The following is a 23648-nucleotide window of genomic DNA, read 5'->3' as shown; positions in this document are numbered from 1 at the left end:
CTCCCCCTGATCGCCGGGTGCCGCGATCGTATGCAGACGAGTCGGGCGAAGCTTTCTCCTCGCTTGCTCTCTCGCGGCGCCCCCGGCTCAGGGCAGGAGTACGAGCCTTCCGCGCACACCACCGGCGGCGATCCGCTCGTGGGCCTCGGCAACTTGCGCCAACGGCAGCGTCTGCGCGACCCGGAGGGTGAGGTGACCGGCCTCGGCCAGGGCTGCGAGCTCCGCCAGCCGGGCGCCGTCGGCGTACACCTCCTGCACCACTACGCGGGTGCCGCGCAGCGGCGGCGGCGCGAACGGGGCGACCAGCGCGACGAAGACGCCGCCGCCGCGCAGCGCCTCGTGGGCCCCGATCCCCACGACGGCGGCGTCGATGACCGCATCGACGCCACCCGGCACCAGGTCCCGGACCGCGGCACCGAGCCGGTCCGTACGCGGCACCACGTGCTCGGCGCCCAGGCGCCGCAGCAACGGCTCGTCCGTGGCGTCGGCGGCCGCCACGGTCCGGATGCCACGGAGCGCGGCGAGCTGCAGCACGATGCCGCCCACGACGCCGGCGGCCCCGGTGACCAGCAGGGTCTGCCCGCGGCGCAGCCCGGTCAGCTCCAGCGACCGGTCCGCCGTCAGCCCGGCCAGCGGCAGGGTGGAGGCCTCGGCGTCACCCACACCCGCCGGGGCGGGAGCGACCGCGCCCTCGTCCAGCACCACCTGCTCGGCCTGGGTACCGGCGGCGGAGAGCAGGTCACGCAGCCCGATCACGCGGTCGCCGGCGGCGAATCGGGTCACGCCCGGCCCGGTCGCGGTCACCTCTCCCGCCACATCCCAGCCGAGGGCGACGGTGGGTGCCGGGGCGATCAGCCCGGCCTCGGTGATCCGGCCCGCCCGGGTGGAGAGGTCTATGCGGTTGACCGCGGCGGCGGCCACCCGGACCAGCACCTGCCCCGGACCGGGCCGGGGCGCGGGGACGTCGACGATTTCCAGAACTTCGGGGCCGCCGAAACGGCGGACGATGACTGCCTGCATGCCGTCGACGCTAGAAAGACTAGGGTGAATCGGTAAGGAGGCACCTCGAAGTGCCTGGGGCACCCGGAGGTAACGCATGGCCACCGTTTCCGCCGCCGAGCGCCGCGAGCGGGCGCGCCGGGCGTACAACGCCAACCTTGCCGAGTGCCCGGGCCACGAGTTGTTGTCCGCGTTGAGCGACAAGTGGCTCACGCTGGTGGTGAGCGCGCTGGCCGACGGGTCGCTGCGGCACGCCGACCTCGCCCGGACGCTCGCGGGAGCCAGCCAGAAGATGCTGAGCCAGACCCTGCGCAAACTCGAGCGCGACGGCCTCGTCAGCCGTACCGTCACGGCGACGGTACCGGCCCGGGTGGACTACGCGCTGACCCCGCTCGGCGAGGCGCTGCTGCCGCTGCAGCGTGCCATCAAGGAGTGGGCGGAGACCCACATCTCCCAGGTCCAAGCCGCCCGGGAGCGGTACGACGCGGAGCAGTAAACTTGATTTATTCCAGACTAGGGGCCTATGGTCGTCGGGTGACGTCCGACTTCGAGGCGCAGCTTCGGGCGGTCTCGTTGCGCGTGACCCGGCCCCGGCTGGCGGTGCTCGCCGCGCTGCACGACCACCCGCACGTCGACACCGACACGGTGATCGCGCTGGTCCGCGCCGATCATCCCACGGTCTCCCACCAGGCCGTGTACGACGTGCTGCGGGCGCTCACCGACGCCGGTCTGATCCGGCGCATCCAGCCCGCCGGCGCGACCGCGCGCTACGAGTCCCGGGTGGCGGACAACCACCACCACGTCGTGTGCCGCTCCTGCGGCGCGATCGCCGACGTCGACTGCGCCGTCGGCCACGCTCCCTGTCTCACCGCCTCGAACGACCACGGCTTCGTGGTCGACGAGGCAGAGGTCGTCTACTGGGGCACCTGCCCCGGCTGCGCGACCGACCGCACGCCCCAGAGACCCGAGTAGTCCGGAAGGAAACAGATGAGCCAGGACAACGTCCCCGCCAGCGCGCAGGGCGTGGACCAGAAGGCTGCGGCCGGCTGTCCGGTCGCGCACGACTCCGCCACCGCGCACGGCAGCGAGAGCGAGAACCCGGCGATCGACTCGCCGACCCCGAAGACCGGCGGCCGTCCCCGCACCAACCGGGACTGGTGGCCCAACCAGCTCGACCTGTCGGTGCTGCACGCCCACTCGGCCAAGGGCAACCCGCTGGGCGAGGACTTCAGCTACGCCAAGGAGTTCGCCAAGCTCGACGTCGAGGCGCTCAAGCGGGACATCGTCGAGGTGCTCACCACCTCGCAGGAGTGGTGGCCGGCCGACTTCGGCCACTACGGCGGGCTGATGATCCGGCTGAGCTGGCACGCCGCGGGCACCTACCGCATCCACGACGGTCGCGGCGGCGCCGGCGACGGCAACCAGCGGTTCGCCCCGCTCAACAGCTGGCCCGACAACGCCAACCTCGACAAGGCCCGCCGGCTGCTCTGGCCGGTCAAGCAGAAGTACGGCCAGAAGATCTCGTGGGCCGACCTGCTGGTGCTCGCCGGCAACGTGGCGCTGGAGTCGATGGGCTTCAAGACCTTCGGTTTCGCCTTCGGCCGCGCCGACGTCTGGGAGCCGGAGGAGATCTTCTGGGGCCCGGAGGACACCTGGCTCGGTGACGAGCGCTACCTCGGCGACGCCAAGATGTCGGACGAGGTCGGCGCCACCGAGATGGGCCTCATCTACGTCAACCCCGAGGGGCCGAACGGCAACGCGGACCCGCAGGCCGCGGCGTACTTCATCCGGGAGACCTTCGGCCGGATGGCGATGAACGACGAGGAGACCGTCGCCCTCATCGCCGGCGGCCACACCTTCGGCAAGACCCACGGCGCCGGCGTCGCCGACGACCACGTCGGACCCGAGCCCGAGGGCGCCCCGCTGGAGGCGCAGGGCCTGGGCTGGCTGAGCAGCCACGGCAGCGGCAAGGGCAGCGACACGATCACCAGCGGGCTCGAGGTGACGTGGACCGACCGGCCGACGCAGTGGAGCAACCGGTTCTTCGAGATCCTCTTCGGCTACGAGTGGGAGCTCACCACGAGCCCCGGCGGCGCCAAGCAGTGGGTCGCCAAGGACGCCGAGGAGATCATCCCGGACGCGTACGACCCGTCCCGCAAGCACAAGCCGACGATGCTCACGACGGACCTGTCGCTGCGCTTCGACCCGGCGTACGAGAAGATCTCCCGCCGTTTCCTGGAGAACCCCGACGAGTTCGCGCTGGCCTTCGCCAAGGCCTGGTACAAGCTGCTGCACCGCGACATGGGTCCGGTCAGCCGCTTCCTGGGACCGTGGGTTCCCGAGGCTCAGCTCTGGCAGGACCCGGTGCCGGCCGTCGGCCACGAGCTCGTGGGTGACGCCGACGTCGCCGCCCTCAAGACGAAGGTGCTGGAGTCCGGCCTCACCACCGCCCAGCTCGTCTCCACCGCCTGGGCCTCCGCCGCGAGCTTCCGCTCCACCGACAGGCGCGGCGGCGCCAACGGCGCCCGGATCCGTCTCGAACCGCAGCGCAACTGGGAGGTCAACCAGCCCGAGCAGCTCGCCACGGTGCTGAGCACCCTCGAAGGCATCCAGCGGGAATTCAACTCCGCCGGCGGCGCGCAGATCTCGCTCGCCGATCTGATCGTGCTGGCCGGATCGGCCGCCGTCGAGAAGGCCGCGCGCGACGCGGGCGTCGAGGTGACCGTGCCGTTCCACGCCGGCCGCACCGACGCCTCCCAGGAGCAGACCGACGTCGAGTCCTTCCGGGTCCTGGAGCCGCGTGCCGACGGCTTCCGCAACTACCTGCGGGCGGGCGAGAAGACCCAGCCGGAGGTGCTGCTCGTCGACCGCGCGTACATGCTCGACCTGACCGCGCCCGAGATGACCGTCCTCATCGGTGGTCTGCGGTCGCTGGGGGCCAACGTCGGCGGCACCCGGCACGGCGTTCTCACCGACCGGCCCGGCGTGCTCACCAACGACTTCTTCGCCAACCTGCTCTCCCCGGGCACCCGGTGGAAGGCGTCGGAGTCCGAGGAGCACGTGTACGAGATCCGCGACGTGGCCACCGACGAGGTGAAGTGGACCGCCACCGCGGTCGACCTCATCTTCGGCTCCAACTCCCAGTTGCGGGCCCTCGCCGAGGTCTACGCCAGCGAGGACGCCCGGGGCAAGTTCGTGGCCGACTTCGTCGCGGCCTGGACCAAGGTCATGGAGCTCGACCGGTTCGACCTGGCCTGATCCGATCGGCGAGACGGCCGGCGAGGCGACGCTTCGCCGGCCGCTTCGTCATCCACGCCTCATGGCGTCACGACGGCGTAGGCCCGGACCGGCAACGTGCCGAAGTCACGGACCCGGGGCGGCGCCGCGTGCAGGCGGGAGCCGGTGACCGGCAGGCCGGCCAGCCCGGTGAGGTGTTCCAGCACCGGGATTCCGGCCCCGAGCAGGATCGAGTGGGCCGGGCGCCCACCGCCGCCGTGGGTGTCGTCGATGTTGACGCTGTCGATGCCGACGAGGCGGGCGCCGGCCTCGACCAGGAACTCGGCGGCCTGCTCGGTGAGGAACGGCGCGGGGTCCCCGTACGCCTCGGTGCCCCAGTGCCGGTCCCAGCCGGTGTGCAGCAGCACTGCGGTGCCCGCCAGCTCGAGACCCGCCAGCGCCCGCGGTTCCACGCCGCGTTCCTGGCTGTCGGTAAGCCTGACAACCACCGCGGGCAGGTCCGCGACGGATTCCAGGGGCAGGGCGGCGAGGTCGGCGCCGTCGGCATAGCGGTGAAACGGGCTGTCCACGTAGGTGCCCGTGTTGCCGACCATGCTGAGGCGATCGATGGTGAACTCGACGCCCGGCGCATAGTGGGCGCGGGAGGCCTCGCGCGTCAGGTGGGGAGTGATCTCGGGCCCCGGCAGCCCCGGATAGGTCGTCATGCCCGCGGTGATCACGTGGTTGAGCTCCACCAGCCGGCGGGGCGCGGCCGAGATGCCGGCCGGCGGGACACCGCGCGAACCCTTGTGCGGCTCAGCCACCACTTCGGAGCGCACGATCCGCACCCGGTCGACCATCAACAGGCCGAGATGGCGGATCAGCAGCTCGCCGAGCTCGTCGTCGGTGACGGCGGCATGAGGAAGGTCGAGCCGGAATCCCTGCGTCTGCAGGCCACCACCGTTGAGGAAACTCACCTCGGCGTCGAACACCGCGCGATACTCGGTCATGCGTCCATGATCCACTAACTCGGCCGACGGGAGAAGTGATCGCGGGGCCACGGGACGACGATTGGCCGTGGACCGCCGGCGGCCCGGCGTGACAGTGTCGGCTCATGATCACGGTTGGAGCGGTACTCGGGGTCGCCATGGTCGCGCTCGGAATGGTCCTGACCCCCGGGCCCAACATGATGTACGTCGTCTCGCGCAGCATCACGCAGGGTCGCCGGGCCGGATTGGTCTCGCTCGTCGGCGTCGGCGTCGGCTTCCTCTGCTACGTCGCCGCCACGGCGTTCGGGCTCTCGGTCGTGTTCACGGCCGTGCCCGAGCTCTACACGGCGGTCAAGTTCGCCGGCGCCGCCTACCTGGGCTGGCTGGCCTGGAAGGCGGTCCGGCCGGGCGGCACGTCGGTCTTCGCGCCGGTCGACCTACCGCCCGACTCCGACCGGCGGCTCTTCGTCATGGGCCTGATGACCAATCTGCTCAACCCGAAGGCCGCCATCATGTACGCCTCGCTCATTCCCCAGTTCATCGACGTACGGGCGGGGCACCTGGTCATGCAGGGCTTCCTTCTCGGCGGCACGCAGATCGTCGTAAGCCTGCTGGTCAACGGCCTCCTGGTGCTGGCAGCCGGCGGCATCGCGGTCTTCCTGGCGAAGCATCCGGGCTGGCTGCGCGTGCAGCGGCACGTGACCGGCACGGCCCTCGGCCTGATCGCGGTGAAGCTGGCGACCGACCGCACCCCGGCGGCGGCCGCGTAACGGCGATATTCGTTTGCCCGGGGTCCCGCCTGCCGCCCAGGATGGGCAGCCACCGGACGGAAGGCGCCTATGGATGCCACCGATCGCCGCAAGCTCGCCCGCCGGGCGCTCGATGGTTACGTGAGTGGCCCCGCCGCTCCTCGGGAGGCGACGGCCCGCGCCCTGGCCAGGATCGGCCACGCCGGGACGGTGGCGCTGGTCGAGGGCATCAGCGACCAGATCGCCGTGGAGACGGCCGCGACCTGCCGTGGCCGGGACCTCGAGGCCGAGCGGGTCGTGGTCGTGCCGATCGGCGGTGCCCACGCGATCGGCCGTTTCCTGGCCGAGGCGGGACCGCTGCGCGCCGGGGTGCGGCTCGCGGGCCTCTGCGACCTGCGCGAGGCGGAGATCTTCCGGCGCGGACTGGCGGCCGCGGACGTCTTCGTCTGCGTCGACGACCTGGAGGACGAACTGATCCGTGCCGTCGGCGCCGCCGAGGTCGAGGCCCTCTTCGACTCGCAGGGCGACCTCGGGTCGTTCCGCTCCCTGCAGGCCCAGCCCGCCTGGCGAGGCCGGGAGCCCAAGGCGCAGATGCGGCGGTTCCTGGGCAGCGGCTCGCGCCGCAAGCTGCGCTACGCCCGGCTGCTGGTCGAGGCGGCCGTCGCCCGTGATGTCCTGCCGCACCCGCTCGACGGCCTGCTCACCGCCGTCTGCCCGCCGGGTTCACCGCCAGTTCGGCGATGACCGCGCGGATCATCCGACGGCAACCTTCGGCCATGCGCGGGAAGGTGTGCCGGTAGTAGTCGAGCCCGGTCAGCGCCGGCGCCAGGGCCCAGCCGCACGCGCGCCGCCAGGTAGCCCCGTCGTACCCCATCGCCTCCCGATATGTTTCCCGGGCCTGTGACCGGCCCCCGGACGGGTCCACCGCGTGCAGGGCACGGGCGAAGGCCGCCAGATCGCGGGCCAGCGCAATGTCGGCGGAGCCCTGCCGGGGAGGCGTGCTTCCACCGATCCACGGCACCACGGTCCATCGCCATGGATATCCCGCGCCGGGCCGGCCCAGATGGAGCGGAACCGGGATCCGCGCCGGGAGGTGGGACGCCAGCACGGGCAGCCACCGCGCGTCGGACTCGGCCTGGCCGACCGCCCAGCCGATCTTCGGCATCCGGGCGACGAGCTCGCCGCCGATCCGGAAGAGGACGTGGTCGGTGCCCTCCACCTCGTCGGGCAGAGGCGTCACCGAAAGGCCGGTCCACTGCGGGCACTGGGCCGCCACCAATCGACGCACCTGCCCAGCGGTGGCCCGGACCTCGTCATCATGCATGGGCACGGCCGCAGGCTATTGCCGCAACCGCTGTGGCGCCAACCGAATAACGGCCACCGAAATGCCTCGGCGTTAATTGGCTGGCGTCGCCCGCGAGCCGCATGCAGACTTTGCGTCGACGCCGACGTCGCCGAATGTTCCCGGAGAAAGGTCGAAATGCTTTTTGTCCACCCGCGCCGTTAGCTCAGCGGGTAGAGCAGCCGCCTCTTAAGCGGCATGTCGCAGGTTCGAGCCCTGCACGGCGCACTGCGGGGTAGAGGAGTTCGGTCGTCCTCGCCGGTTTCATAAGCCGGAGATCACGTGGTTCAAATCCCGTCCCCGCTCGCGTTCCGGTGGCTCAGTTGGTAGAGCGCCGCCTCGACAAGACGGAGGACCCTGGTTCGAGTCCAGGCCGGAACACGCACGCAATACCGATCCGGCGTCGCCCAATCGGCAGGGCAGCGGATTGTTAATCCGTACGGTGGTGGTTCGAGTCCACCCGCCGGAGCCACTACTCTCTCGTCCGGCGAGCTCCGACGGCGGATTCGACGGCGAGCGCGAGCAGCGCCCCGCCGGCCGCGGCGAGGAACGGCAGGACGAGAAGCATCCCGTAGTCCGGCCTGGACGAGCGGCCACGGAGCACACCCCATGCGGTAGCGAGACGGTACGTCATCGGCTCATTCCTCTCTCGGCTCGCGGCCGCACGGCGCCGGCGCCGTACCAGGCGCCGGCCGCGGCGATGGTCAGTCCCAGCAGCTCGACCACCAGGACGCCGGTCGGTGCCGTGCGGTCCGGCGTACGCATGCGCAGCAGCAGGACCACGGCGAAGACGACGAGTACGGCGAGGTCGAGCAGGAAGCGCTGCGGGCCGGCCGTACGGTCACGGGTGGCCAGGGCGTCGATCCACAGGGCACCCGCCGTCATCGCGCCTCCCACGAGTCCCGCGGCGATGGTGCAGTACGCCAGCGTGCCGACCAGATGCGGTGCGCCGAGGGCGCGGAAGACGTCCAGGATGACCGCCACGGCGAGCAGGCCGAAGGGGAACATCAGCAGCAGGGGCTGTACGGCGTTGCCGCGGACGGTGAGCAGGCTCGGCATGACGGTTCAGACCGACAGGGCGGAGGGGACCGTGGTTCCGGCGAGTGCTATGACGAACGCGGCGGGACACTCGGCGCGCGACCACAGGCTTCGTTGCCGATCCGCCCCGGTGCCCTCCCGGAGCTGGCGGAAGACCCAGGCGCGGACCTCGTGGAGGTCTCCGGCGGCGGCCAGAGCGGGCGTGACCTTGGATAGCAGTCGGGCGACGAGGCCCGCCGACGCCTGCGGAGGGCGCGGGGACGTGGTCCGCGTCCCGCGCTGGGCGGCCATGAGCAGGGCGGCGTCGACCGAGATCCGCGGCGCCGGATGCTGGGGCCGACGCTGCCGCTCGTCCTCGATCACCGTGGCGACCAGGGCGCGCACCAGGCCCGCGTACATGACGGCGTCCTCGCTGGTCAGGCAGGTGTCCGCGACGCGGACCTCCACCGTCGGGTACCGCGCGGAGGGCCGGGCCAGGAAGTACACACTCGCCTCGTCCAGCGCCGCGCGGCAGGTCACCAGGGAGTGCACGACCTCGTCGTACCGGCGGGCGTTCGGCCAGAACTCCGGCGCTCGGAAGGTCGGCCAGCGTCGCTGCGCCACGTAGCGGTAGCTGGCCCAGCCGGTGTCCGTGTCGGCGGTGTAGGGCGAGTTGACGGTGAGGGCCAACAGTGCCGGCAGCCAGGGGCGCAGGCGGACCGTGGCGGCGACAGCGAGATCGCGATCGGGCACGCCGACATGGACGTGGCAGGCGCAGGTGCCGCCCGCGGCGGTGGCCGAGGGGAACTGGCGGGCCAGCGCCCGGTACCGGGCGTGGTCGCTCAGCGCGTCGAGCGGACCGGCCCGGAACGGCGGTGTCCCGCTCGCGATCAGCCACACCCCGGCCTGCCGGGCACCGGCGGCCGCCCGTCGCCGGAGCGCCACCAGGTCGCTGCGCAGCTCGTCCAGCCCCCGGCACACGCGGCTCATCGTCTCGAGCTGGTAGCTCATGTACTCGGGGGTGATCCGGCCGTCGAAGCCGGCGTGTCGCGCCACCTTGGACGCCGCGGATGCCACGGCGCCGGTCCGGTCCAGCAGCAGGAATTCCTCTTCGACGCCCACGGTCAACATCGGTCCGCCTTTCGCGCCCGGCGAGGATGCTTAACACCCTCGTGCGATGCGGTTGACCACACCTCCTCCTTCGCGGATGAGATGCGCGGCGGCGCCGGTGTGGCAGCGTTGATCCGTGGCTGGAGGCGTGATTCGCTGGAAGGCCCTCACGCTCTCGAGGACGGTGCTGTTCTCTGCCGACGCGGATCGCAACCAGCCCAGGAGCACCCTGAAGCATGAGTTTCCATCGACGGTCTTCGATGGAATCCGGCTGCTGTCGAAGGGGAGGGTGGCGTGGAAGTCTTCGACAAGGCCGGACGGGCGACCGGCTCGCTGACCCAGGGGCGGCCGACCCGGCGACCGCGCCGGTGCCACGGGCCTTCGGCGCCCACCCCGGGTGATGGGGCGAAGGTGACCCGGCCGCAGATGTTCAGGGCGCACGTCCCTCGTCCGCGGCTGAGCCGCGTGCTCGACGCGGCGCTGCACGTTCCCGTGACGCTCGTCTGTGGCGGCGCCGGCTGGGGAAAGACCGTGCTGGTCTCGACCTGGTTGGACGACCGGCCCTTCCCGGTAGCCTGGCTCACCGCGGATCGCGCCGACGATGACGTGCAGTCCTTCTGGTCCGGCGTGGTGACGGCGTTGCGGGCGGCGGGGGCGGTGCCGCACGGTGATCCGCCGGAGGAGTGGCACGGTGTCCGCTCGGCCGCCCGGGTTCGCGCCCTGGCCGGCGGCGTCCTGCGGTTGCCGACGCCGACGGTCATGGTGATCGACGACCTTCAGGAATTCGAAAATGGTGAGGTTCTTCGCGAATTGGGCACGCTGATCGACCGTCCGTGGCCGAATCTGCATCTCATCCTGATCAGCCGATCAGAGCCCGCGCTCCCGTTGTACCGGCTGCGTCTTGCGGGAGGCCTGAGGGAGATCCGGGTCGTCGATCTCGCCTTCACCGCCGAGGAGGCAGCGCTGTTGTTCACCCGCCTCGACCTCCGCCTGGACGGCAACGACGTGGTCGCGCTTCTCGAGCGCACCCAAGGATGGCCGGCCGGCCTGCAGATGGCGGCCGACTTCCTGACCGCGCCGGGTGGGCCGCACCGGATCTCCGAATTCGCCGGCGACGTGCGGCCGGTCGACGAGTATCTGACGAACGAGGTCCTCGCCGAGCTACCGCCGCGGACGCTGCGCTTCCTGCTGTGCACGAGCATCTCTGAGCAGCTCTGCGGCGACCTGGCAGACGCGATCACCCTGGACGACGACGGCCGGCGGATCCTCGAGGAGCTCGAGCTGGCCGGCGACTTCGTCGTCCGGCTCGGTGCACGGCCGCTGTGGTTCCGCTACCACCGGCTTCTCCGCGACGTGCTGCGGCATCATCTTGCCCTGGAATGCGCCCCCCGCGTGCCGGAGTTGCACGGCCGGGCGGCACGCTGGCATCTCGCCCATGGCTCGATCCACCAGGCACTCGGTCACGCGTCCGCCGGCGGCGACTGGCCTCTGGTCGGCCGTGTGGTGGTCGCGCAGGCCGTCCCGCTGATCCTGTCGTCCGACGGGGCGGCGCTCGTCCGGGCCCTGCGGGGCATACCCGCCGCGGAGTCGGCGACGACGGCGGAGTTGACGGTGTGCGCGGCACTGCTGCTGTTCGACGCGGGGGACTGGGACGCGATCCCGGAACGTCTGGTGGCGGCGCGCGGACTTCTGCAGGGGCGGCCCGAGGAGGAACGGACGCCGGTCGAGACGGCGATCCGCGCGCTCGAACTGGGCGTCCACGGCGCGATCGGGGACATGCCGGCGGTCGTCGCGGAAACGACGCGGCTGCTGACCGCCCTCAGCAGGTTCGGCACCGCCGAGATACCTGCCGCCGCGCAGTATCGGGCGATCGCGCTGACCTTCAAAGGCGTCGGGCTGTTCTGGCTGGGACAGACGGATCTCGCGGAGCGGTTCCTGTGGAACGCGTCGACCGCCGCGCGAGCCGCCGGCACCGAGCTGGTCGAGATCAACGCGGTGGGACACCGGGCCCTGCTCGAGATCATGTACGGATCGGTCCAGGAAGCCACCCGCCTCGCCACGGCCGCCCTCGACCTGGCGGAACGGGGCGGCTGGAGGTCCGCGTGGCAGACCGTGGCCGCGCATCTGGCCATGACGCTGGTGCACGTCGGGCGCCGGGATCTGGCGCAGGCGGAGGGTGCCCTCCAGCAGGGCCGGCGAGCGCTCTGCCAGGAGCCGGAAGCCGCGCAGCAGTTGGCCTGGCTGGGCTGTCAGGCCGAACTGGCGCTGGCGCGGGGCGAGCCGAGTGTGGCACGGGCCGTGCTCGCGCAGGCGCGCCGGCAGCAGGGCTCACGGATCAGGGCACCCGCCCTCGACCGGTGGCTCCTGCTGATCGAGTCCCGGGTGGACCTGCGGACGGGCGCGTACGAGGCGGTCGAGGAGCGGTACGCGCGGGTCGGCGTACCGACCTTCGCCGAGCGGGTGTGCCAGGCCCGGGCTGCTTTCGCGGTGGGTGAGCTGTCCCGCGCGGAGGTGTTGCTCGCCGGGTCGCCCGCCCCGCTGTCCGAGACGGTCACCACCGTCGAGGCGCATGTGCTGACCGCCCTGATCGCCGACGCCCGGAGGCAGGGCCTCCGCGCCGCCGCCGCGCTCGCCGGTGCCTTCGCCCTGGCCGAGCACGAGGGCCTGATCGCACCGTTCGTCGCCATGGCGGGCGGTCGCCTGGAGAGGCTCGTCCGGCGGCAGAGTCTGCTGACGTACCGGAACACGGCGTTCGTGTCGGACGTCCTGAAGGCGATGACGGCGACCGGCGCCGGCGAGAACGCCGCCGTCCAGGCCGGAGAACTCAGCGAGCGGGAGCGGGAGGTGCTGAGTTACCTGCCGACCATGCTGACGGCCGGCGACATCGCCGCAGAGCTCGGCGTGTCGATCAACACCGTCAAGGCGCATCTCAGGTCGATCTACCGCAAGCTGAACGTGGCCCGGCGCCGCGAGGCGGTGACCCACGCCCGGGAGCACGGGCTGATCTGAGCGGCGGACGGCACGGCCGGGTCAGTGGAGCAGCGCCTTCAGGACGATCATCGCCACGCCGAACAGCCCCGCCACCACGGTGCAGACGAGCTGTTCCCGCGTGGAGAGCCGGCCCTGCCGGCCGATACGCCAGCCCGCCAGGCAGAGCAGGACGGTGCTGCACACCAGCGCCGACACCACCGCCGTGCGCAGGTCACGCCGCGTCAGCCACACCACGACGAGGACGCCGAGCGGCAGGAGCGAGGCGGTGATCATCTCCCATCCGGTCGTCATCTGCCTGCGGATGGTGTCCCAGCGGGGGCGGTGACCCGCGTGGATGCGCTCGGCGAGGATCCGGGCGTAACGCTCGGCGGCCCAGTAGACCGTCAGGGTGACGACCACCGTCACCACGGTGGCCCCGGCCGTCGGCGCGTGCGAGGCGGCCATGACGGCGGCGCTCACGATGATCCCGTAGAGTCCCGCCGCGGTGGCCTCCTCGACGTCGTGCGCCGGCCTCACCGCGGCGCCCGCTCAGCCCGCGCTCGTGGCGGCGCCGCCCGGCCGGGCGGCCACAGGGACGGCCGCGCTCGTCGCGGTCCGGCCCGGCCGGGCGACCACCGTGACGCCCACCTCGTACACCGCCAGCACCAGCGCGACCACGAGCAGGGAGGTCCAGGAGGACATCAGCAATGCGAGCACGGCGGCCGTGACGACACCGCCGACGCGCAACGCGTCCCGGTGGGCGGCAATCCAGCCGGGGCCACGCGTGACCAGGGCGCGACCGCCGGCGCGGGTCGCCCGCCAGGCGGCGCGCAGCCCGGCGGCGGCGTGACCGCGCAGCCACCTCGGCCATCGGCCCGGACCGATCAGGTACATCACCAGGGCCAGCACGGCGCCCAGCACGATGACCTGCACACCCCGGGTGCGCAGCGGCCCGAAGACACTCGTGAAGGTCGCCGCGACACCGTCGCGATAGACGCCGGCCGGGACCCTGTCGAGCAGTTCGGCGCGGACGACGCGCAGCGCCGCGGTCACCGCCACGGCGGCGACGACCAGCCAGAGACCGAGTTGCAGCAGCGTACGCCGGCGGTGCGGCGATACCAGGAGCGCGAGGGCCAGCAGGACGACCGTGCCGATCACGCCGAGGAGCAGATCGCGTTTGGCCGTCGCCACCGCCTGCTGGGCGGCCCAGAGCTGCCCGGAGTCGTAGACGGTGAACTGCGCGAAGTTCTGCGGCAGCGTCACCCCGAGCGCCTCCTGCACCCGGACCCGCAGATTCTCGGGGATCTCACCGCTGGTGAGGTCCGGGAGCGAGAGCTGCTTGCCGAACAGCTCCGGCAACTGGGCGCTCAGTTGCCGGAGCACCTGGTTGATCAGGGGTAACAGGTCGATCTCGACCCGGTCCGTCCGGCCGACCACGACGGTGCTGGTCCCCTCGATGACGGCGAGGGCGCGCTGGTGCGCCCGGCGGTTCAGCTCGGTCCAGATGCCGGCGAAGCGCTCGCTTTGGAGGATGTCGTCGACGGTCGAGCGTACGGTGCCGCGAAGCTGGCCCGTGGCCGGCGCCGCGAGGAACGCCGCCTGCTCGGGGAGGACCGCACGGACCCGCTGCTCCACGTCGACGGCCTCGAACATCGTGGTCGTGGTGTACTCCGCGACGGCCGCGGAGATCTGGGGATCCCGGGGCAGCGGCGCCACCGTCGCGACCCAGCGGTCGGTGTCGAGCACGGTGGTGGCCGCCCAGACCCCCACCACGCTCGCGACCAGGGCGAAGGCCGTGAGAGCGACGAGGACGGCGGCGGTGACCCGGCGCAGTGCGCTGACGGCGGCCGCGCGCCGCTGCCGGGTGTCGAGCCGGGCGTGCAGTGTGGAGATCTCGGCGCGCAGCCGCGAGAGCTCGTCGGAGGCGGCGGGATGCTCGTACATGTCCGTCATTTTCGACCGACCCGCAGCGCCCTGGCCGCACCACCGTGGACGATCAGGGCATAGATCGCCGACACGTCGAAGCACACCGCGAGGATCGTCCAGGTCGGGTACGCGGTCGCGAACCCCAGATTCACCAGGGCGTTGATGGACGCCACCACCACCCCGACGACCCGGGCCCACCGGTAGCCCAGCACGACTCCCGCGCCGGCGAACAGGAGCGTGATACCGAAGATCAGCAACGCCCATCCCCACACCACGTAGTCGACGTCGACCACCAGGGCCGACGTCGACGCCCGGTAGAAGCCGTCGTCGAACACCGCGACGAGACCCTGGACGGCGTTGATCAGGCCCGCGGCGCACAGGAGGATGCCGATGAAGACCACCCAACCGAGCCACGCCGTCGTCACCTCAGGTTCCTCAGCCTGGAGTCGTTGACTGTGTGTCATGACGCGTCCGTTCCTGTCAGTACCGGCGCGGCGCGGGCACGGTGCGGACGGCCGTGTGCGCGGAGCCCGCCACCAGCGAGCCGATGGCGACGCCGAGGATGAAGTTGAGGCCCGCGGTGAACATCCGGGAACCCAGGTCGTTGTCGGTGACGAACGGCGCCAGCATCGCCACCACCGTCGCCAGCGTCATCACCCAGCCGAAGAACAGCATCGGCCGCGGGGTGAACAGCAGCAGCAGGTGCATGAGACCGGTCGCCACGAGGCTGAGCATCGCCGCGCCGAAGGCGTACCAGAAGGTGCTGGCGTCGCCCCAGATGCCCGCGCCCTTCGGGGCGAGGACCTCGACGCCGAACAGGCCGCGACCGACCAGGATCCCGACGATCGCGATGAGTGCCGCCACGACGGCGGTCGCCCCGCCACCGGCCCAGAGCCGGCCGGCACTGACCATGGCGCGCGGCTGGGGGCTCGCGGACTGGTGCATCGCCGTCATGGTGTCCCTCCTCGCCCATGGCGGCGCCTACGGCCGCCCGTGGGTCGACGGTCCCGGGCGGGCGCCGGACGTGCCTCATCCGGTGGGGATGAGGGTGGCCGGCGGGTCACCGGCCACGATGGGATCGGCAGGTCCCGGGCGGTACGGCGCGGGGCACACCGAGACCGGGAGCCGGCGATGACAACGTTCACCGTGTGGAAGTTCGACGACGCGGACGGCGCGGACCGCGCCGAGCACATCCTGCGGAGCGCGGAACTGGACGGTCTGGTCAAAGTGGAGGACTATGCGATCGTCCGGTGGCCGTCGGACGCGGACCACCCCACGACCGCCCACGGGCGCCAGGGTATGTGGCAGGGGGCGGGCTGGGGCGCGGTGTTCGGTCTGCTGATCGGCACCCTGTTCTTCGTGCCGCTCGTCGGTGGCCTGGCCGGGGCCGCGCTCGGCGCCCTCGGCAGCGTGATCGAGGATGCCGGCATCACCAAGGACCAGCTCGAGAAGATCCGCTCCGAGGTGACCGCCGGGACGTCGGCGCTGTTCGCCGTCACGGAGCAGGGCGACCTCGACCGGCTGGGGGAGCGGTTCCGAGGCATGCGGAGCACCCTGATCGCCACCAACCTCACCGACGCCGAGCGCGACGTCCTGTTCGAGACGTTCGGCGGTCAGAAGGGCGTGGGAACGCGCCGTACCGACACGTCGGGCTCGCGGTAGCCGCCGGCCTTCTGCCCCTTCGGCAGGGTCACGTCGCTCGGCGGCAGCGGCAGGTAGGGAACGCGGCTGAGCAGATGACTGATGATGTTCAGACGGCCGCGCTTCTTGTCGTCGGTGTCCGCCACGTACCACGGTGCCCAGGCGGTGTCCGTGGCGCGGAACATGGCGTCGCGCGCCCGGGAGTAGTCGTACCACCGAGCGTACGAGCGAAGGTCGAGATCGGACAGCTTCCAGACCTTGCGGGGGTCGTTGATGCGGCTCTCCAGGCGCCGCGTCTGCTCCTCCCGGCTGACTTCCAGCCAGTACTTGAGCAGGATGACGCCGGAGTCCACGATGGCCCGCTCCACGCCCGGCGCGGCCTGGAGGAAGTCGTGGGTCTGCTGCTCGGTGCAGAAGTCCATGACCCGTTCCACCCCGGCGCGGTTGTACCAGCTCCGATCGAAGATCACCACGTCGCCGGCGCCCGGAAGATGTGGCACGTACCGCTGAAGGTACATCTGGGACCGCTCCCGTTCGGTCGGCGCCGGCAGCGCGACGACGCGGAAGACCCGAGGGCTGACCCGCTCCGTGATCGCCTTGATCGTGCCGCCCTTGCCGGCGGTGTCGCGACCCTCGAAGAGGATGCAGATCTTGGCACCGGAGGCCTTCACCCACTCCTGCATGGCGACCAGCTCTCCGTGCAGGCGGCGCAGTTCCCGCTGGTACGGCTTGTTCTTCATCCGTTCCTGCCTGGTCATGAGCTTCTCCTCATCGCGCCGGTCCGGGCTCTCGCGGGTGCGATCGCGCGTCCGGCGTCGAGGCCCACCCGCGGTGCGTGGACGCGCCGGATCCCCTTCGCGACCTCGACGGTCAGCGGCAGCGCCAGGGCGAGCAGGAGGCAGGCCAGCCACTGCCGTCCGGTCAGCGCCTGGGTCAGCAGGCTCTCTTGCAGGAAGTCGACGCGTGTCGCCAGCACGACCAGGCCGATCGGGATCAGTGCGATCGCCGCGGCCTTGAGCACCGGCGGCAGCAGCCCACCGGCGGGATCGCGGCGGTTGACGAGGGCGTTGCCGACGGTGCTCAGGCCCATGACCACGAAGGTCATGGTCATGGCGGCGCTCGGCGCGTCGGGGCGCGGCCGGTCCGGGCCGGCCACCAGGGGCGCGAACGCCGCGAGGAAGAGCACGGCCGCATAGAGGATCCAGAACAGGACGGCGGCGCGATTGGTGATCGGGACCGCGGGGTTCCGAGGCGGCCGGTGCATGACCTCGGGGTCGCCCGGATCGACGGCGATGATGACGACACCGACGGCGGTGGCGCAGAAGAACAGGTAGAGCACCATCGACGGGGTCAGCGCCACACCTTGGTTGACGTTGAAGGCGGTGGCCGCCACGAACAGCATCACCAGACCCAGGAGTTGAGTCATCTGGTAGCGCACGTACGCGACGATCTTCTCGTAGACGCGGCGGCCGATCTCGACGGCGCGGACCAGCGTGCCGAAGTTGTCGTCGGTGAGGATCATCCGCGCGGCCTGCTTCGTGACCTCGCTGCCGCTGCCCATCGCCACGCCGATGTCGGCCTGCTTCAGCGCCGCGGCGTCGTTGACCGCGTCCCCGGTCATCGCGACGATCAGGCCCTGCTCCTGCATCGACCGGGCGAGGCGCAGCTTGTCCTCGGGCGAGACCCGGCCGAAGACGTGGAGCTCCGGCAGCCGCCGGGCCAACTCGTCGTCGGACAGCTCTCGTAGCTCGCTGCCGCTGATCGCGCCCGGTCCCAGTCCGAGGTTCGCACCGATGGCCTGGGCCGTGACGGCGTGGTCGCCGGTGATCATCCGGACGTCGATGCCGGCCGCCAGCGCGGTGCGTACGGCGTCCCCGGCCTCCGCGCGCAGCGGGTCGATCATCCCCGCCATGGCGACGAAACTCAGGTTCCGTATGAGCGACATCGGGTCCGTGGTGAGCGCCGGAACCTCGTCGGGGCCGATGAGACGGGCCGCGAAGGCGAGCACCCGCAGCCCCTTCTCGCCCATGCGCCGATTCGCGGCGGCGATGTCGGCGCGGGCCGCCTCGATCGGCACCGGCGAACCGCTCAACGGGCCACCGGCCGTGGCGCAGCGCGCCAGCACCACGTCCGGGGCACCCTTGACCAGGGCGACGACCCGCTCGGTGCCGGCCACCGTGTACCGGTGGAACGTGGCCATGAACTTGTAGTCCGAGTCGAACGGCACCTCGGCCAGCCGCGGATAGCTGCGCCGCGTCTCCGCGGCGTTCACGCCGAGCTTGGCGGCCAGCACCACCAGCGCGGCCTCGGTCGGATCGCCCACCACGGCGCCGTCGTCGCCGACGGTCGCGTCGCTGTCCAGGGTGAGCCCCAGGGCCAGCCTGGTGAAGTCGGGTACCGGAGCCCCCGCCGCCGACGTGATGGTGCCGGACTTGCGGTAGCCCTCGCCACTGACGGTGTACCAGGCGTCGTGCGCATAGAGGACCGAGACCATCATCTCGTTCATCGTCAGCGTGCCGGTCTTGTCGGTGTTGATGGCGCTGGTGGCGCCGAGCGTCTCGACGTCGGTGAGGTTCTTGACGATGGCCTTCGCCTCCGCGAGGCTCTTGGCGCCGTACGAGAGCAGACCGGCCACGAAGGCCGGCAGGCCGGTGGGGATCGCCGAGATGGCCATGGCGGTGCCCAGCAGCAGGAGCTGGTCGAACGGCATGCCGCGCCACCAGCCCACGATCACGATGAAGGCGACCGCGCTCCAGGCGACGATGCCGAGGACCTTGGTCAGCGAGTCGAGCTCGCGCTGCAGCGGCGACCGGGTCCGGTGCACGGTGCTCAGCATCGTCGCGATCCGGCCCATCTCGGTGCGCATGCCGGTCGCCGTGACGACCATGGTCGCCGTACCCCGGGTCACCGAGGTGCCCTGGAACAGCATGCTCGTCCGGTCGCCGAGCGCGACGTCCTCGCCGGGCAGGGTACGGGCGTCCTTGGCGACCGGCGCGCTCTCCCCGGTGAGCGCCGCCTCCTGCGTCTCCAGCGTCGCGGAGCGCAGGATGCGCCCGTCGGCGGGAACCAGATCGCCGGCCTCCAGGCGGACGATGTCGCCGGGAACGACGTCGACCGCGGGCACCAGCGTGAGCTCGCCGTCGCGGAACACCCCGGCCTCGGGCACCTGCATCCGGGACAGGGCGTCCACGCTGGCCCGTGCCTTGAGCTCCTGCCGGGACCCCAGCACCACATTGAGCATCAGGAGCAGTCCCACGATGATCGAGGTGGAGATCTCGCCGATCAGGACGCCGGCGACGACGACGGCCACCAGCATGATGTTCATCGGATCCCGCATCTGCCGCAGCGCGGTGGCCCACGCCGAGGGTGGCTTCTCGGCGGCGATGCGGTTGGGACCGTACCGGCGCAACCGGTTCGCCGCCTCACCACGGCCCAGCCCCCGGTCGGCGTCGCTGCGCAACGCCGCGACCGCGGCGTTCGCCGCCCGGGCGAACCAGGGCTGGCGTCCGTCCGCGGGGTCGGCGCGCGGGTGGTCGATCGTGCTGGTGCCGTCGCTCATGGCGTGCCCCCTGCCGATGCCGGCCGGGAACCGCCCGGCCGGGCTCCACCTTCGTGGCCGTCCGGAGGCGATCCCTCACCCGGCGGGGATGGTTTCCCTGCGGGCCGCCCGCAGCCCGGCGATCGCGCCGAGCACCTGGACGATGCCGACGAAGACCAGGACCGTGGCCCCGACGGCGACGAACGTGGCGAGGCCGAGCCTCGGCCACACCAGGACGGCGATCGCGCCGAGGATCATCAGCAGGCCGCTGCCGATCCGCCAGCCCGAGCCGTGGGCGGCCGGGGTGCCGATGGCCGTGAAGAGCTCCACCAGGCCGTCCAGCAGCCAGCCGATGGCGATCACGACCAGCAGCAGGATCACCGAACCCGCGACGTTGCGCAGGCACAGGATCCCGACGATCCCGGTGAGGACGCCGAAGACGATGCCGACGACGCGGTAGATCAGCGGGTAGTCCGGGACGAAGAACAGCAGCGCGGCCCGGATGAAGCCCGTCACCACCAGATTCAGTCCGAAGAGGAAGCCGACGACCTGGACGGTGGCGGAGGGCCAGGCGAAGGCGGCGGCACCGACGGCGATGGCGAACAGGCCGAGGATCAGTCTCAAGGTTTCGCGATGCATGGATCTTCCTCCCTCGAGGGGTTTCCCGCGGAGATCAGCGAGCCGATCCAGCGCGTCGCCGGGTCGATGTCCACCAGCAGGCCCTTGGCGAGCAGGCTCAGCGGGATCGCCAGCAGGGCACCGAGAGGCCCCATCACCCAGCTCCAGAACACCAGGGACAGGAAGGACATGGTGGCCGAGAGGCCGACCGCAGCTCCGACGATCTTCGGCTGGATCACCGACTGGATCACGAAATTGATCACGCAGTACAGCACGATTACCATCATCATCTGCTGTGGACCGCCCTCCAGCAGTGCGAGCAGCGCCGGTGGCACCAGACCCACCACGAAGCCGATGTTGGGGATGTAGTTCGTGATGAAGGAGAGCAGCCCCCACAACAGCGGCAGCGGGATGTCCAGCGCCCAGAGGGCCAGGGTGTCGATGACGGCGACGATCAGTCCGAAGACCGTCGACACCATCAGGTAGCGACGGGTCCCCCGGGCGAAGGAGCGCAGCGCGCCGACGACCTCCGGCCGCTCGGCCGCGGCGACCTCGAGCCGGGCCGGGAACCGGACGGCGTCGAGGCACAGGAACAGCAGGACCGCGACCAGGAAGACGCCGTTGGACAGCACCCCGAGCACGCCGCCGAGCGCGGCCTGCACGAGATCGGCGACACCGCTCGGATCGATCATCTCCGCCACGTTCCGCAGGCGTTCCGCGTCGACGCCCAGGGCGCCGAGCGCGCCGGTCACGTCGGCCCGCAACTCCGCGAGCTGGCTCTGGTAGGCCGGCATGAGGTCGATCAGGCGGGCGACCGCGAGCACCACGGCGCCACCCAGCCCGAACAACACCAGGTACACCGTCGCGACGAGGGCCGCACCGGCCACCCAGGCCGGCGCGCCGAGCCTGCGCAACCAGGTGGTCAGCGGGCTCGCCGTGACGGTGAGCATCAGGGCCAGGGCGACCGGGGCGAGGAGGTCGGAGACCGACCGCAGGCCGGCCACCGTGACCACGACGCACGCCAGGCCGAGCAGCACGACCACCCCGCGCGGCATGACCGGCACGCCGCTCTCCGTGGTGCCGGGCAGGTGATGGTGTGGCGCCGTAGTGCGATTCACCATGCATCCTCAGCGGGACCTGACCTCGCGGCCGTGCACCGCCAGGGCGTAGATGATCAGGATGTCCATCGCGATGACGATCGTGCACCAGACCGGGTACGCCGGCAGGAACGCGATGTTGGCCAGCGCGCTCAGGACGGCGATCACGATGCCGAGCACGCGCGCCCACATCTGGCCGAGCAGGATGCCGAGTCCGACGGCGACGGCGACGAGCCCGAGGAACAGATGGGTCCAGCCCCACGCCGTGTAGTCGATGGTGAGAACGAGGCCGTCCTCGGCCACCAGGTAGTAGCCGTCCTTGAAGAGCGCGACGAAGCCCTCGATGGCCTGGAAGCTGCCCATCATCAACAGCATGATGGCGCCGAAGAACACAAAGCCCACCCAGGCGGTGGCTTGGCGGCCACTCGGCACCTCGTACGGCTCGTCGGGGGTGTAGCCGGGCGGCCTCTGCTGCGTGTCCGACATGGTGATGTCACCTTTCCTCTCCTCGGTCCGGTCGTCCGGCCGTGCGGCCGGACGTCAGGTCTGACGCCGGCGGATCGGCGCCCGGGGCAGGTCGTTGACCGCCGCCGCCACGTACGGCCCGACGAGCGCCAGGCGCGCCTCGCCGTCCGTGGCGATCTCCATCCGGCAGCCGTCCGGAATCAGCAGGCAGACGGCGATCGGGTGCGGCCCGCACCGCCTCGCATCGCCGGTGGCGAGGGTGTAGACGCCGGCCGACACCCGCGCCCGCAGCGAGATGACCCGGCCGAACACCGGTCCACGACGGACCGTCAACACGTCGTCGATCCAGGTCGCCCACATCCGCCGGGACCACCGCCGGCCGAGCCGGGGCCAGGTCGACGACGGGTACCCGCAGGTACGGATCCGGCACCGGAAGGCCTCTCCGGAGTCGACGAAGCGCCGCCGGCTGCGCCACGCGGCGATGTCCGCGCCGATGGCGGCGGCGAGAAGGGCCACGATCACCAGTGAGATCAGCACGGGACCTCCTCCGCTCGGCTGTCGCCGTATGCTCGCCCGGCGGTGAATTCCGCCGCGCCATCCGCCGCGAGTGAGATGCGGACGCCACCATTCGCGGCGGACGATCCACCCGCCGGCGTCCCGCGCTGAGATGGGTCGTGACCTCGAGCGCCCTCGCACTGATCGCGGTCGCCGTGTTCGCCTGGGGTGCCTTCTCGGCCAGGCTGGAGCGCGCCGATCTGACCGCGCCGATCGCCTTCGTCGGCCTCGGAGTCTTGCTGGCGGCGCTCTCGGACGTCGATGCGGACGCCGGCGCGGCCGGCGTCGCGGTGCTCACCGAGGTGACGCTCGCCTGGGTGCTGTTCTCCGACGCGGCCCGGGTCGGCGTCCGGGAGCTGCGCTCGGACGCCGGCGTGTACGGCCGGCTCCTCGGCCTGGCCCTGCCGCTCACCGTGGTGGTGGGCGCCGCCGTCGCCTGGGCGTTGCCCGGCATCGGGTCGCCGTGGATCGCGCTGCTGATCGGTGCCGCGCTCGCCCCGACGGACGCCGCGCTCGGCGCCGTCGTGATCACCCATCCCGCGGTGCCGGTCCGGATCCGGCGCATCCTGAACGTCGAGAGTGGCCTGAACGACGGCTTCGTCACGCCGATCGTGATGGTGGCGCTCGCCGGGGCGGCCTCGGCTCCCGGGCATGCCGACGCGAACGCATTCGCGGCCGTGCTGCAGCTCGTGGCGGGCGCGGTGATCGGCGCGGTGATCGGAGCCTCGGGGGGATGGATCGTACGGGTGGCGAGCCGGCGGGGCTGGACGGACGAGAGCTACGCGGGCCCCGCGGTCCTCGCGCTCGCTCTGGTGGCGTACGCCGGAGCCCTTGTCGGTCAGGGCAACGGGTTCGTCGCCGCCTTCGCCGGGGGCATCGCGTTCGGGCACGTCGCCGGGCGCGGCCGCCCGCGCGCGGTGTCCTACGTCGAGCAGACGGCCGGCCTGGCGTCGCTGCTGGTCTGGCTGCTCTTCGGTGCGATCGCCGTACCCCTGCTGTACGGACGAATCGACACTATGACGGTCCTCTATGCCGTGCTGAGCCTGACGCTGATGCGGATGGTCCCGGTGGCCCTGAGCCTCGCCGGTGCCGGTTTCGGGGCTCGCGCCGTCCTGTTCGTCGGCTGGTTCGGCCCTCGCGGGCTCGCCTCCGTCGTCTTCGCGCTGCTCGCCGTGGAGCATCTCGGCGGGCGCGCCGCGCCCGCGGTCGCTGTCATCGTCGTGACCGTGCTGCTCAGCGTCGTGGCACACGGGCTGACCGCCGATCCGTGGGCGACCCGGTTCGGCGCCCGGGTCGCGCCGCGCGGGGAGCCGGCACCCGGGGAGCCGGCCACCGGAGAGCCGGGAACCCGGGAGCCGGCCGCCACCGAGCGTTTGCGGCGGTCGCCGGCGGCCACGACGGGGCCGTGACCGTGGC

General features: G+C 71.7%; 24 protein-coding genes and 4 tRNA genes. 12 read left to right on the top strand and 16 right to left on the bottom strand.

Features of this window, described 5'->3' with window-relative positions:
- Positions 1–87: 87 nt before the first annotated feature.
- On the bottom strand, positions 88–1020 hold the full coding sequence (locus EDD30_RS07505; RefSeq protein ID WP_071802644.1) for an NADP-dependent oxidoreductase: 933 nt from the start codon (positions 1018–1020) through the stop codon (positions 88–90).
- 76 nt (positions 1021–1096) lie between these two features.
- Here EDD30_RS07505 and EDD30_RS07500 point away from each other — a divergent pair, with 76 nt between their 5' ends.
- The 3 genes from EDD30_RS07500 to katG are packed head-to-tail and all read left to right on the top strand — an operon-like array spanning position 1097 to position 4257.
- Entirely contained in the window at positions 1097–1495 is a 399-nt protein-coding gene (locus EDD30_RS07500) for a winged helix-turn-helix transcriptional regulator (RefSeq protein ID WP_071802643.1), read from the top strand.
- A 38-nt stretch (positions 1496–1533) separates the two neighbouring features.
- Positions 1534–1971 carry a Fur family transcriptional regulator gene (locus EDD30_RS07495; protein WP_071802642.1) on the top strand — a complete coding sequence of 146 codons (438 nt, stop codon included), beginning with the start codon at positions 1534–1536 and terminating at the stop codon, positions 1969–1971.
- Between the two features lie 15 nt (positions 1972–1986).
- The gene (gene katG, locus EDD30_RS07490; protein ID WP_071802641.1) at positions 1987–4257 is read left to right on the top strand and encodes a catalase/peroxidase HPI; all 2271 of its coding nucleotides are present in this window, start codon (positions 1987–1989) and stop codon (positions 4255–4257) included.
- A 59-nt stretch (positions 4258–4316) separates the two neighbouring features.
- Here the strand turns inward: katG and EDD30_RS07485 are convergent, their stop codons facing one another.
- Complete coding sequence (locus EDD30_RS07485; protein WP_071802640.1) at positions 4317–5225, bottom strand: cyclase family protein; 909 nt, start codon at positions 5223–5225, stop codon at positions 4317–4319.
- 104 nt (positions 5226–5329) lie between these two features.
- Here EDD30_RS07485 and EDD30_RS07480 point away from each other — a divergent pair, with 104 nt between their 5' ends.
- A complete protein-coding gene (locus EDD30_RS07480) occupies positions 5330–5974 on the top strand; it encodes a LysE family translocator (protein WP_071802639.1) in 645 nt (214 codons plus the stop codon).
- Positions 5975–6043: 69 nt separating this feature from the next.
- Positions 6044–6697: a TOPRIM nucleotidyl transferase/hydrolase domain-containing protein gene (locus EDD30_RS07475; RefSeq protein ID WP_071802638.1), complete on the top strand. Its 654-nt coding sequence runs from the start codon at positions 6044–6046 to the stop codon at positions 6695–6697.
- On the opposite strand, the gene EDD30_RS07470 is transcribed toward EDD30_RS07475, so the two are convergent.
- Positions 6654–7277, bottom strand: coding sequence for a phosphotransferase (locus tag EDD30_RS07470; RefSeq protein ID WP_084556009.1), 624 nt, complete (start codon positions 7275–7277; stop codon positions 6654–6656). The two genes, EDD30_RS07475 and EDD30_RS07470, sit on opposite strands and share 44 nt — an antisense overlap.
- Positions 7278–7450: 173 nt before the next feature.
- Between EDD30_RS07470 and EDD30_RS07465 the strand changes: the two genes are divergently transcribed.
- From EDD30_RS07465 to EDD30_RS07450, 4 genes are all read left to right on the top strand, one after another.
- Positions 7451–7523, top strand: a tRNA-Lys gene (locus EDD30_RS07465).
- 1 nt (position 7524) lies between these two features.
- Positions 7525–7601 (top strand) — tRNA-Met (locus EDD30_RS07460).
- A gap of 2 nt (positions 7602–7603) precedes the next feature.
- Positions 7604–7676, top strand: a tRNA-Val gene (locus tag EDD30_RS07455).
- A 15-nt stretch (positions 7677–7691) separates the two neighbouring features.
- Positions 7692–7767: transfer RNA gene (locus EDD30_RS07450), tRNA-Asn, on the top strand.
- Here the strand turns inward: EDD30_RS07450 and EDD30_RS38870 are convergent.
- Genes EDD30_RS38870 through EDD30_RS07440 form a run of 3 tightly spaced genes read right to left on the bottom strand, consistent with a single transcriptional unit; the run spans position 7768 to position 9443 of the window.
- Positions 7768–7929 carry a hypothetical protein gene (locus EDD30_RS38870; RefSeq protein ID WP_170047047.1) on the bottom strand — a complete coding sequence of 54 codons (162 nt, stop codon included), beginning with the start codon at positions 7927–7929 and terminating at the stop codon, positions 7768–7770.
- Entirely contained in the window at positions 7926–8354 is a 429-nt protein-coding gene (locus EDD30_RS07445; protein WP_084556008.1) for a DUF2231 domain-containing protein, read from the bottom strand. Before EDD30_RS07445 ends, EDD30_RS38870 begins: the two co-directional genes overlap by 4 nt.
- Before the next feature lie 6 nt (positions 8355–8360).
- Positions 8361–9443, bottom strand: coding sequence for a carboxylate-amine ligase (locus tag EDD30_RS07440; RefSeq protein ID WP_071802636.1), 1083 nt, complete (start codon positions 9441–9443; stop codon positions 8361–8363).
- A 273-nt stretch (positions 9444–9716) separates the two neighbouring features.
- Between EDD30_RS07440 and EDD30_RS07435 the strand changes: the two genes are divergently transcribed.
- Positions 9717–12431, top strand: coding sequence for a winged helix-turn-helix domain-containing protein (locus tag EDD30_RS07435; protein WP_143162512.1), 2715 nt, complete (start codon positions 9717–9719; stop codon positions 12429–12431).
- A gap of 21 nt (positions 12432–12452) precedes the next feature.
- Here EDD30_RS07435 and EDD30_RS07430 read toward each other — a convergent pair whose 3' ends face one another.
- From EDD30_RS07430 to EDD30_RS38865, 4 genes are read right to left on the bottom strand one after another with little or no spacing between them, the layout of a single operon-like run.
- On the bottom strand, positions 12453–12929 hold the full coding sequence (locus EDD30_RS07430) for a hypothetical protein (protein WP_071802635.1): 477 nt from the start codon (positions 12927–12929) through the stop codon (positions 12453–12455).
- Positions 12930–12941: 12 nt separating this feature from the next.
- Positions 12942–14336, bottom strand: coding sequence for a hypothetical protein (locus EDD30_RS07425; protein ID WP_084556006.1), 1395 nt, complete (start codon positions 14334–14336; stop codon positions 12942–12944).
- A 5-nt stretch (positions 14337–14341) separates the two neighbouring features.
- Positions 14342–14743 carry a DUF7144 family membrane protein gene (locus EDD30_RS07420; protein WP_084556005.1) on the bottom strand — a complete coding sequence of 134 codons (402 nt, stop codon included), beginning with the start codon at positions 14741–14743 and terminating at the stop codon, positions 14342–14344.
- Between the two features lie 55 nt (positions 14744–14798).
- Complete coding sequence (locus EDD30_RS38865) at positions 14799–15272, bottom strand: DUF6069 family protein (RefSeq protein WP_071802633.1); 474 nt, start codon at positions 15270–15272, stop codon at positions 14799–14801.
- A 177-nt stretch (positions 15273–15449) separates the two neighbouring features.
- Between EDD30_RS38865 and EDD30_RS07410 the strand changes: the two genes are divergently transcribed.
- Positions 15450–15980 (top strand): DUF1269 domain-containing protein, encoded by a 531-nt coding sequence (locus EDD30_RS07410; protein ID WP_071802632.1) that lies wholly within the window; start codon positions 15450–15452, stop codon positions 15978–15980.
- Here the strand turns inward: EDD30_RS07410 and ppk2 are convergent.
- The 6 genes from ppk2 to EDD30_RS07380 all read right to left on the bottom strand — a co-directional run bounded on the left by ppk2 (position 15932) and on the right by EDD30_RS07380 (position 22214).
- Positions 15932–16717 carry a polyphosphate kinase 2 gene (ppk2, locus tag EDD30_RS07405; RefSeq protein WP_084556004.1) on the bottom strand — a complete coding sequence of 262 codons (786 nt, stop codon included), beginning with the start codon at positions 16715–16717 and terminating at the stop codon, positions 15932–15934. The two genes, EDD30_RS07410 and ppk2, sit on opposite strands and share 49 nt — an antisense overlap.
- Positions 16714–19518, bottom strand: a complete 2805-nt coding sequence (locus EDD30_RS07400) for a cation-translocating P-type ATPase (RefSeq protein WP_071802631.1) — start codon at positions 19516–19518, stop codon at positions 16714–16716. Before EDD30_RS07400 ends, ppk2 begins: the two co-directional genes overlap by 4 nt.
- Positions 19519–19593: 75 nt before the next feature.
- Positions 19594–20136 (bottom strand): DUF308 domain-containing protein, encoded by a 543-nt coding sequence (locus tag EDD30_RS07395; protein ID WP_071802630.1) that lies wholly within the window; start codon positions 20134–20136, stop codon positions 19594–19596.
- Positions 20118–21233 carry an AI-2E family transporter gene (locus EDD30_RS07390; RefSeq protein ID WP_244945157.1) on the bottom strand — a complete coding sequence of 372 codons (1116 nt, stop codon included), beginning with the start codon at positions 21231–21233 and terminating at the stop codon, positions 20118–20120. The genes EDD30_RS07395 and EDD30_RS07390 overlap by 19 nt, the downstream gene beginning before the upstream one ends.
- A 9-nt stretch (positions 21234–21242) precedes the next feature.
- Positions 21243–21698 carry a DUF7144 family membrane protein gene (locus EDD30_RS07385; RefSeq protein ID WP_071802628.1) on the bottom strand — a complete coding sequence of 152 codons (456 nt, stop codon included), beginning with the start codon at positions 21696–21698 and terminating at the stop codon, positions 21243–21245.
- Between the two features lie 54 nt (positions 21699–21752).
- Positions 21753–22214, bottom strand: a complete 462-nt coding sequence (locus EDD30_RS07380) for a hypothetical protein (protein ID WP_084556003.1) — start codon at positions 22212–22214, stop codon at positions 21753–21755.
- Between the two features lie 137 nt (positions 22215–22351).
- Here EDD30_RS07380 and EDD30_RS07375 point away from each other — a divergent pair, with 137 nt between their 5' ends.
- Positions 22352–23641 (top strand): cation:proton antiporter, encoded by a 1290-nt coding sequence (locus EDD30_RS07375; RefSeq protein ID WP_170208259.1) that lies wholly within the window; start codon positions 22352–22354, stop codon positions 23639–23641.
- Positions 23642–23648 lie beyond the last annotated feature (7 nt).

Origin of the sequence: Couchioplanes caeruleus, from assembly GCF_003751945.1 — a bacterium.
GTDB lineage: Bacteria > Actinomycetota > Actinomycetes > Mycobacteriales > Micromonosporaceae > Actinoplanes > Actinoplanes caeruleus.
This window is presented reverse-complemented; position numbering and strand designations above follow the sequence as displayed.

Excerpts from the sequence above, each read along its gene's own strand:
- EDD30_RS07505 (WP_071802644.1), bottom strand. The coding sequence starts at position 1,020 with ATGCAGGCAGTCATCGTCCGCCGTTTCGGCGGCCCCGAAGTTCTGGAA.
- EDD30_RS07500 (WP_071802643.1), top strand. The coding sequence starts at position 1,097 with ATGGCCACCGTTTCCGCCGCCGAGCGCCGCGAGCGGGCGCGCCGGGCG.
- katG (WP_071802641.1), top strand. The coding sequence starts at position 1,987 with ATGAGCCAGGACAACGTCCCCGCCAGCGCGCAGGGCGTGGACCAGAAG.
- EDD30_RS07485 (WP_071802640.1), bottom strand. The coding sequence starts at position 5,225 with ATGACCGAGTATCGCGCGGTGTTCGACGCCGAGGTGAGTTTCCTCAAC.
- EDD30_RS07480 (WP_071802639.1), top strand. The coding sequence starts at position 5,330 with ATGATCACGGTTGGAGCGGTACTCGGGGTCGCCATGGTCGCGCTCGGA.
- EDD30_RS07475 (WP_071802638.1), top strand. The coding sequence starts at position 6,044 with ATGGATGCCACCGATCGCCGCAAGCTCGCCCGCCGGGCGCTCGATGGT.
- EDD30_RS07470 (WP_084556009.1), bottom strand. The coding sequence starts at position 7,277 with ATGCATGATGACGAGGTCCGGGCCACCGCTGGGCAGGTGCGTCGATTG.
- EDD30_RS38870 (WP_170047047.1), bottom strand. The coding sequence starts at position 7,929 with ATGACGTACCGTCTCGCTACCGCATGGGGTGTGCTCCGTGGCCGCTCG.
- EDD30_RS07445 (WP_084556008.1), bottom strand. The coding sequence starts at position 8,354 with ATGCCGAGCCTGCTCACCGTCCGCGGCAACGCCGTACAGCCCCTGCTG.
- EDD30_RS07440 (WP_071802636.1), bottom strand. The coding sequence starts at position 9,443 with ATGTTGACCGTGGGCGTCGAAGAGGAATTCCTGCTGCTGGACCGGACC.
- EDD30_RS07425 (WP_084556006.1), bottom strand. The coding sequence starts at position 14,336 with ATGTACGAGCATCCCGCCGCCTCCGACGAGCTCTCGCGGCTGCGCGCC.
- EDD30_RS38865 (WP_071802633.1), bottom strand. The coding sequence starts at position 15,272 with ATGACGGCGATGCACCAGTCCGCGAGCCCCCAGCCGCGCGCCATGGTC.
- EDD30_RS07410 (WP_071802632.1), top strand. The coding sequence starts at position 15,450 with ATGACAACGTTCACCGTGTGGAAGTTCGACGACGCGGACGGCGCGGAC.
- ppk2 (WP_084556004.1), bottom strand. The coding sequence starts at position 16,717 with ATGACCAGGCAGGAACGGATGAAGAACAAGCCGTACCAGCGGGAACTG.
- EDD30_RS07400 (WP_071802631.1), bottom strand. The coding sequence starts at position 19,518 with ATGAGCGACGGCACCAGCACGATCGACCACCCGCGCGCCGACCCCGCG.
- EDD30_RS07395 (WP_071802630.1), bottom strand. The coding sequence starts at position 20,136 with ATGCATCGCGAAACCTTGAGACTGATCCTCGGCCTGTTCGCCATCGCC.
- EDD30_RS07385 (WP_071802628.1), bottom strand. The coding sequence starts at position 21,698 with ATGTCGGACACGCAGCAGAGGCCGCCCGGCTACACCCCCGACGAGCCG.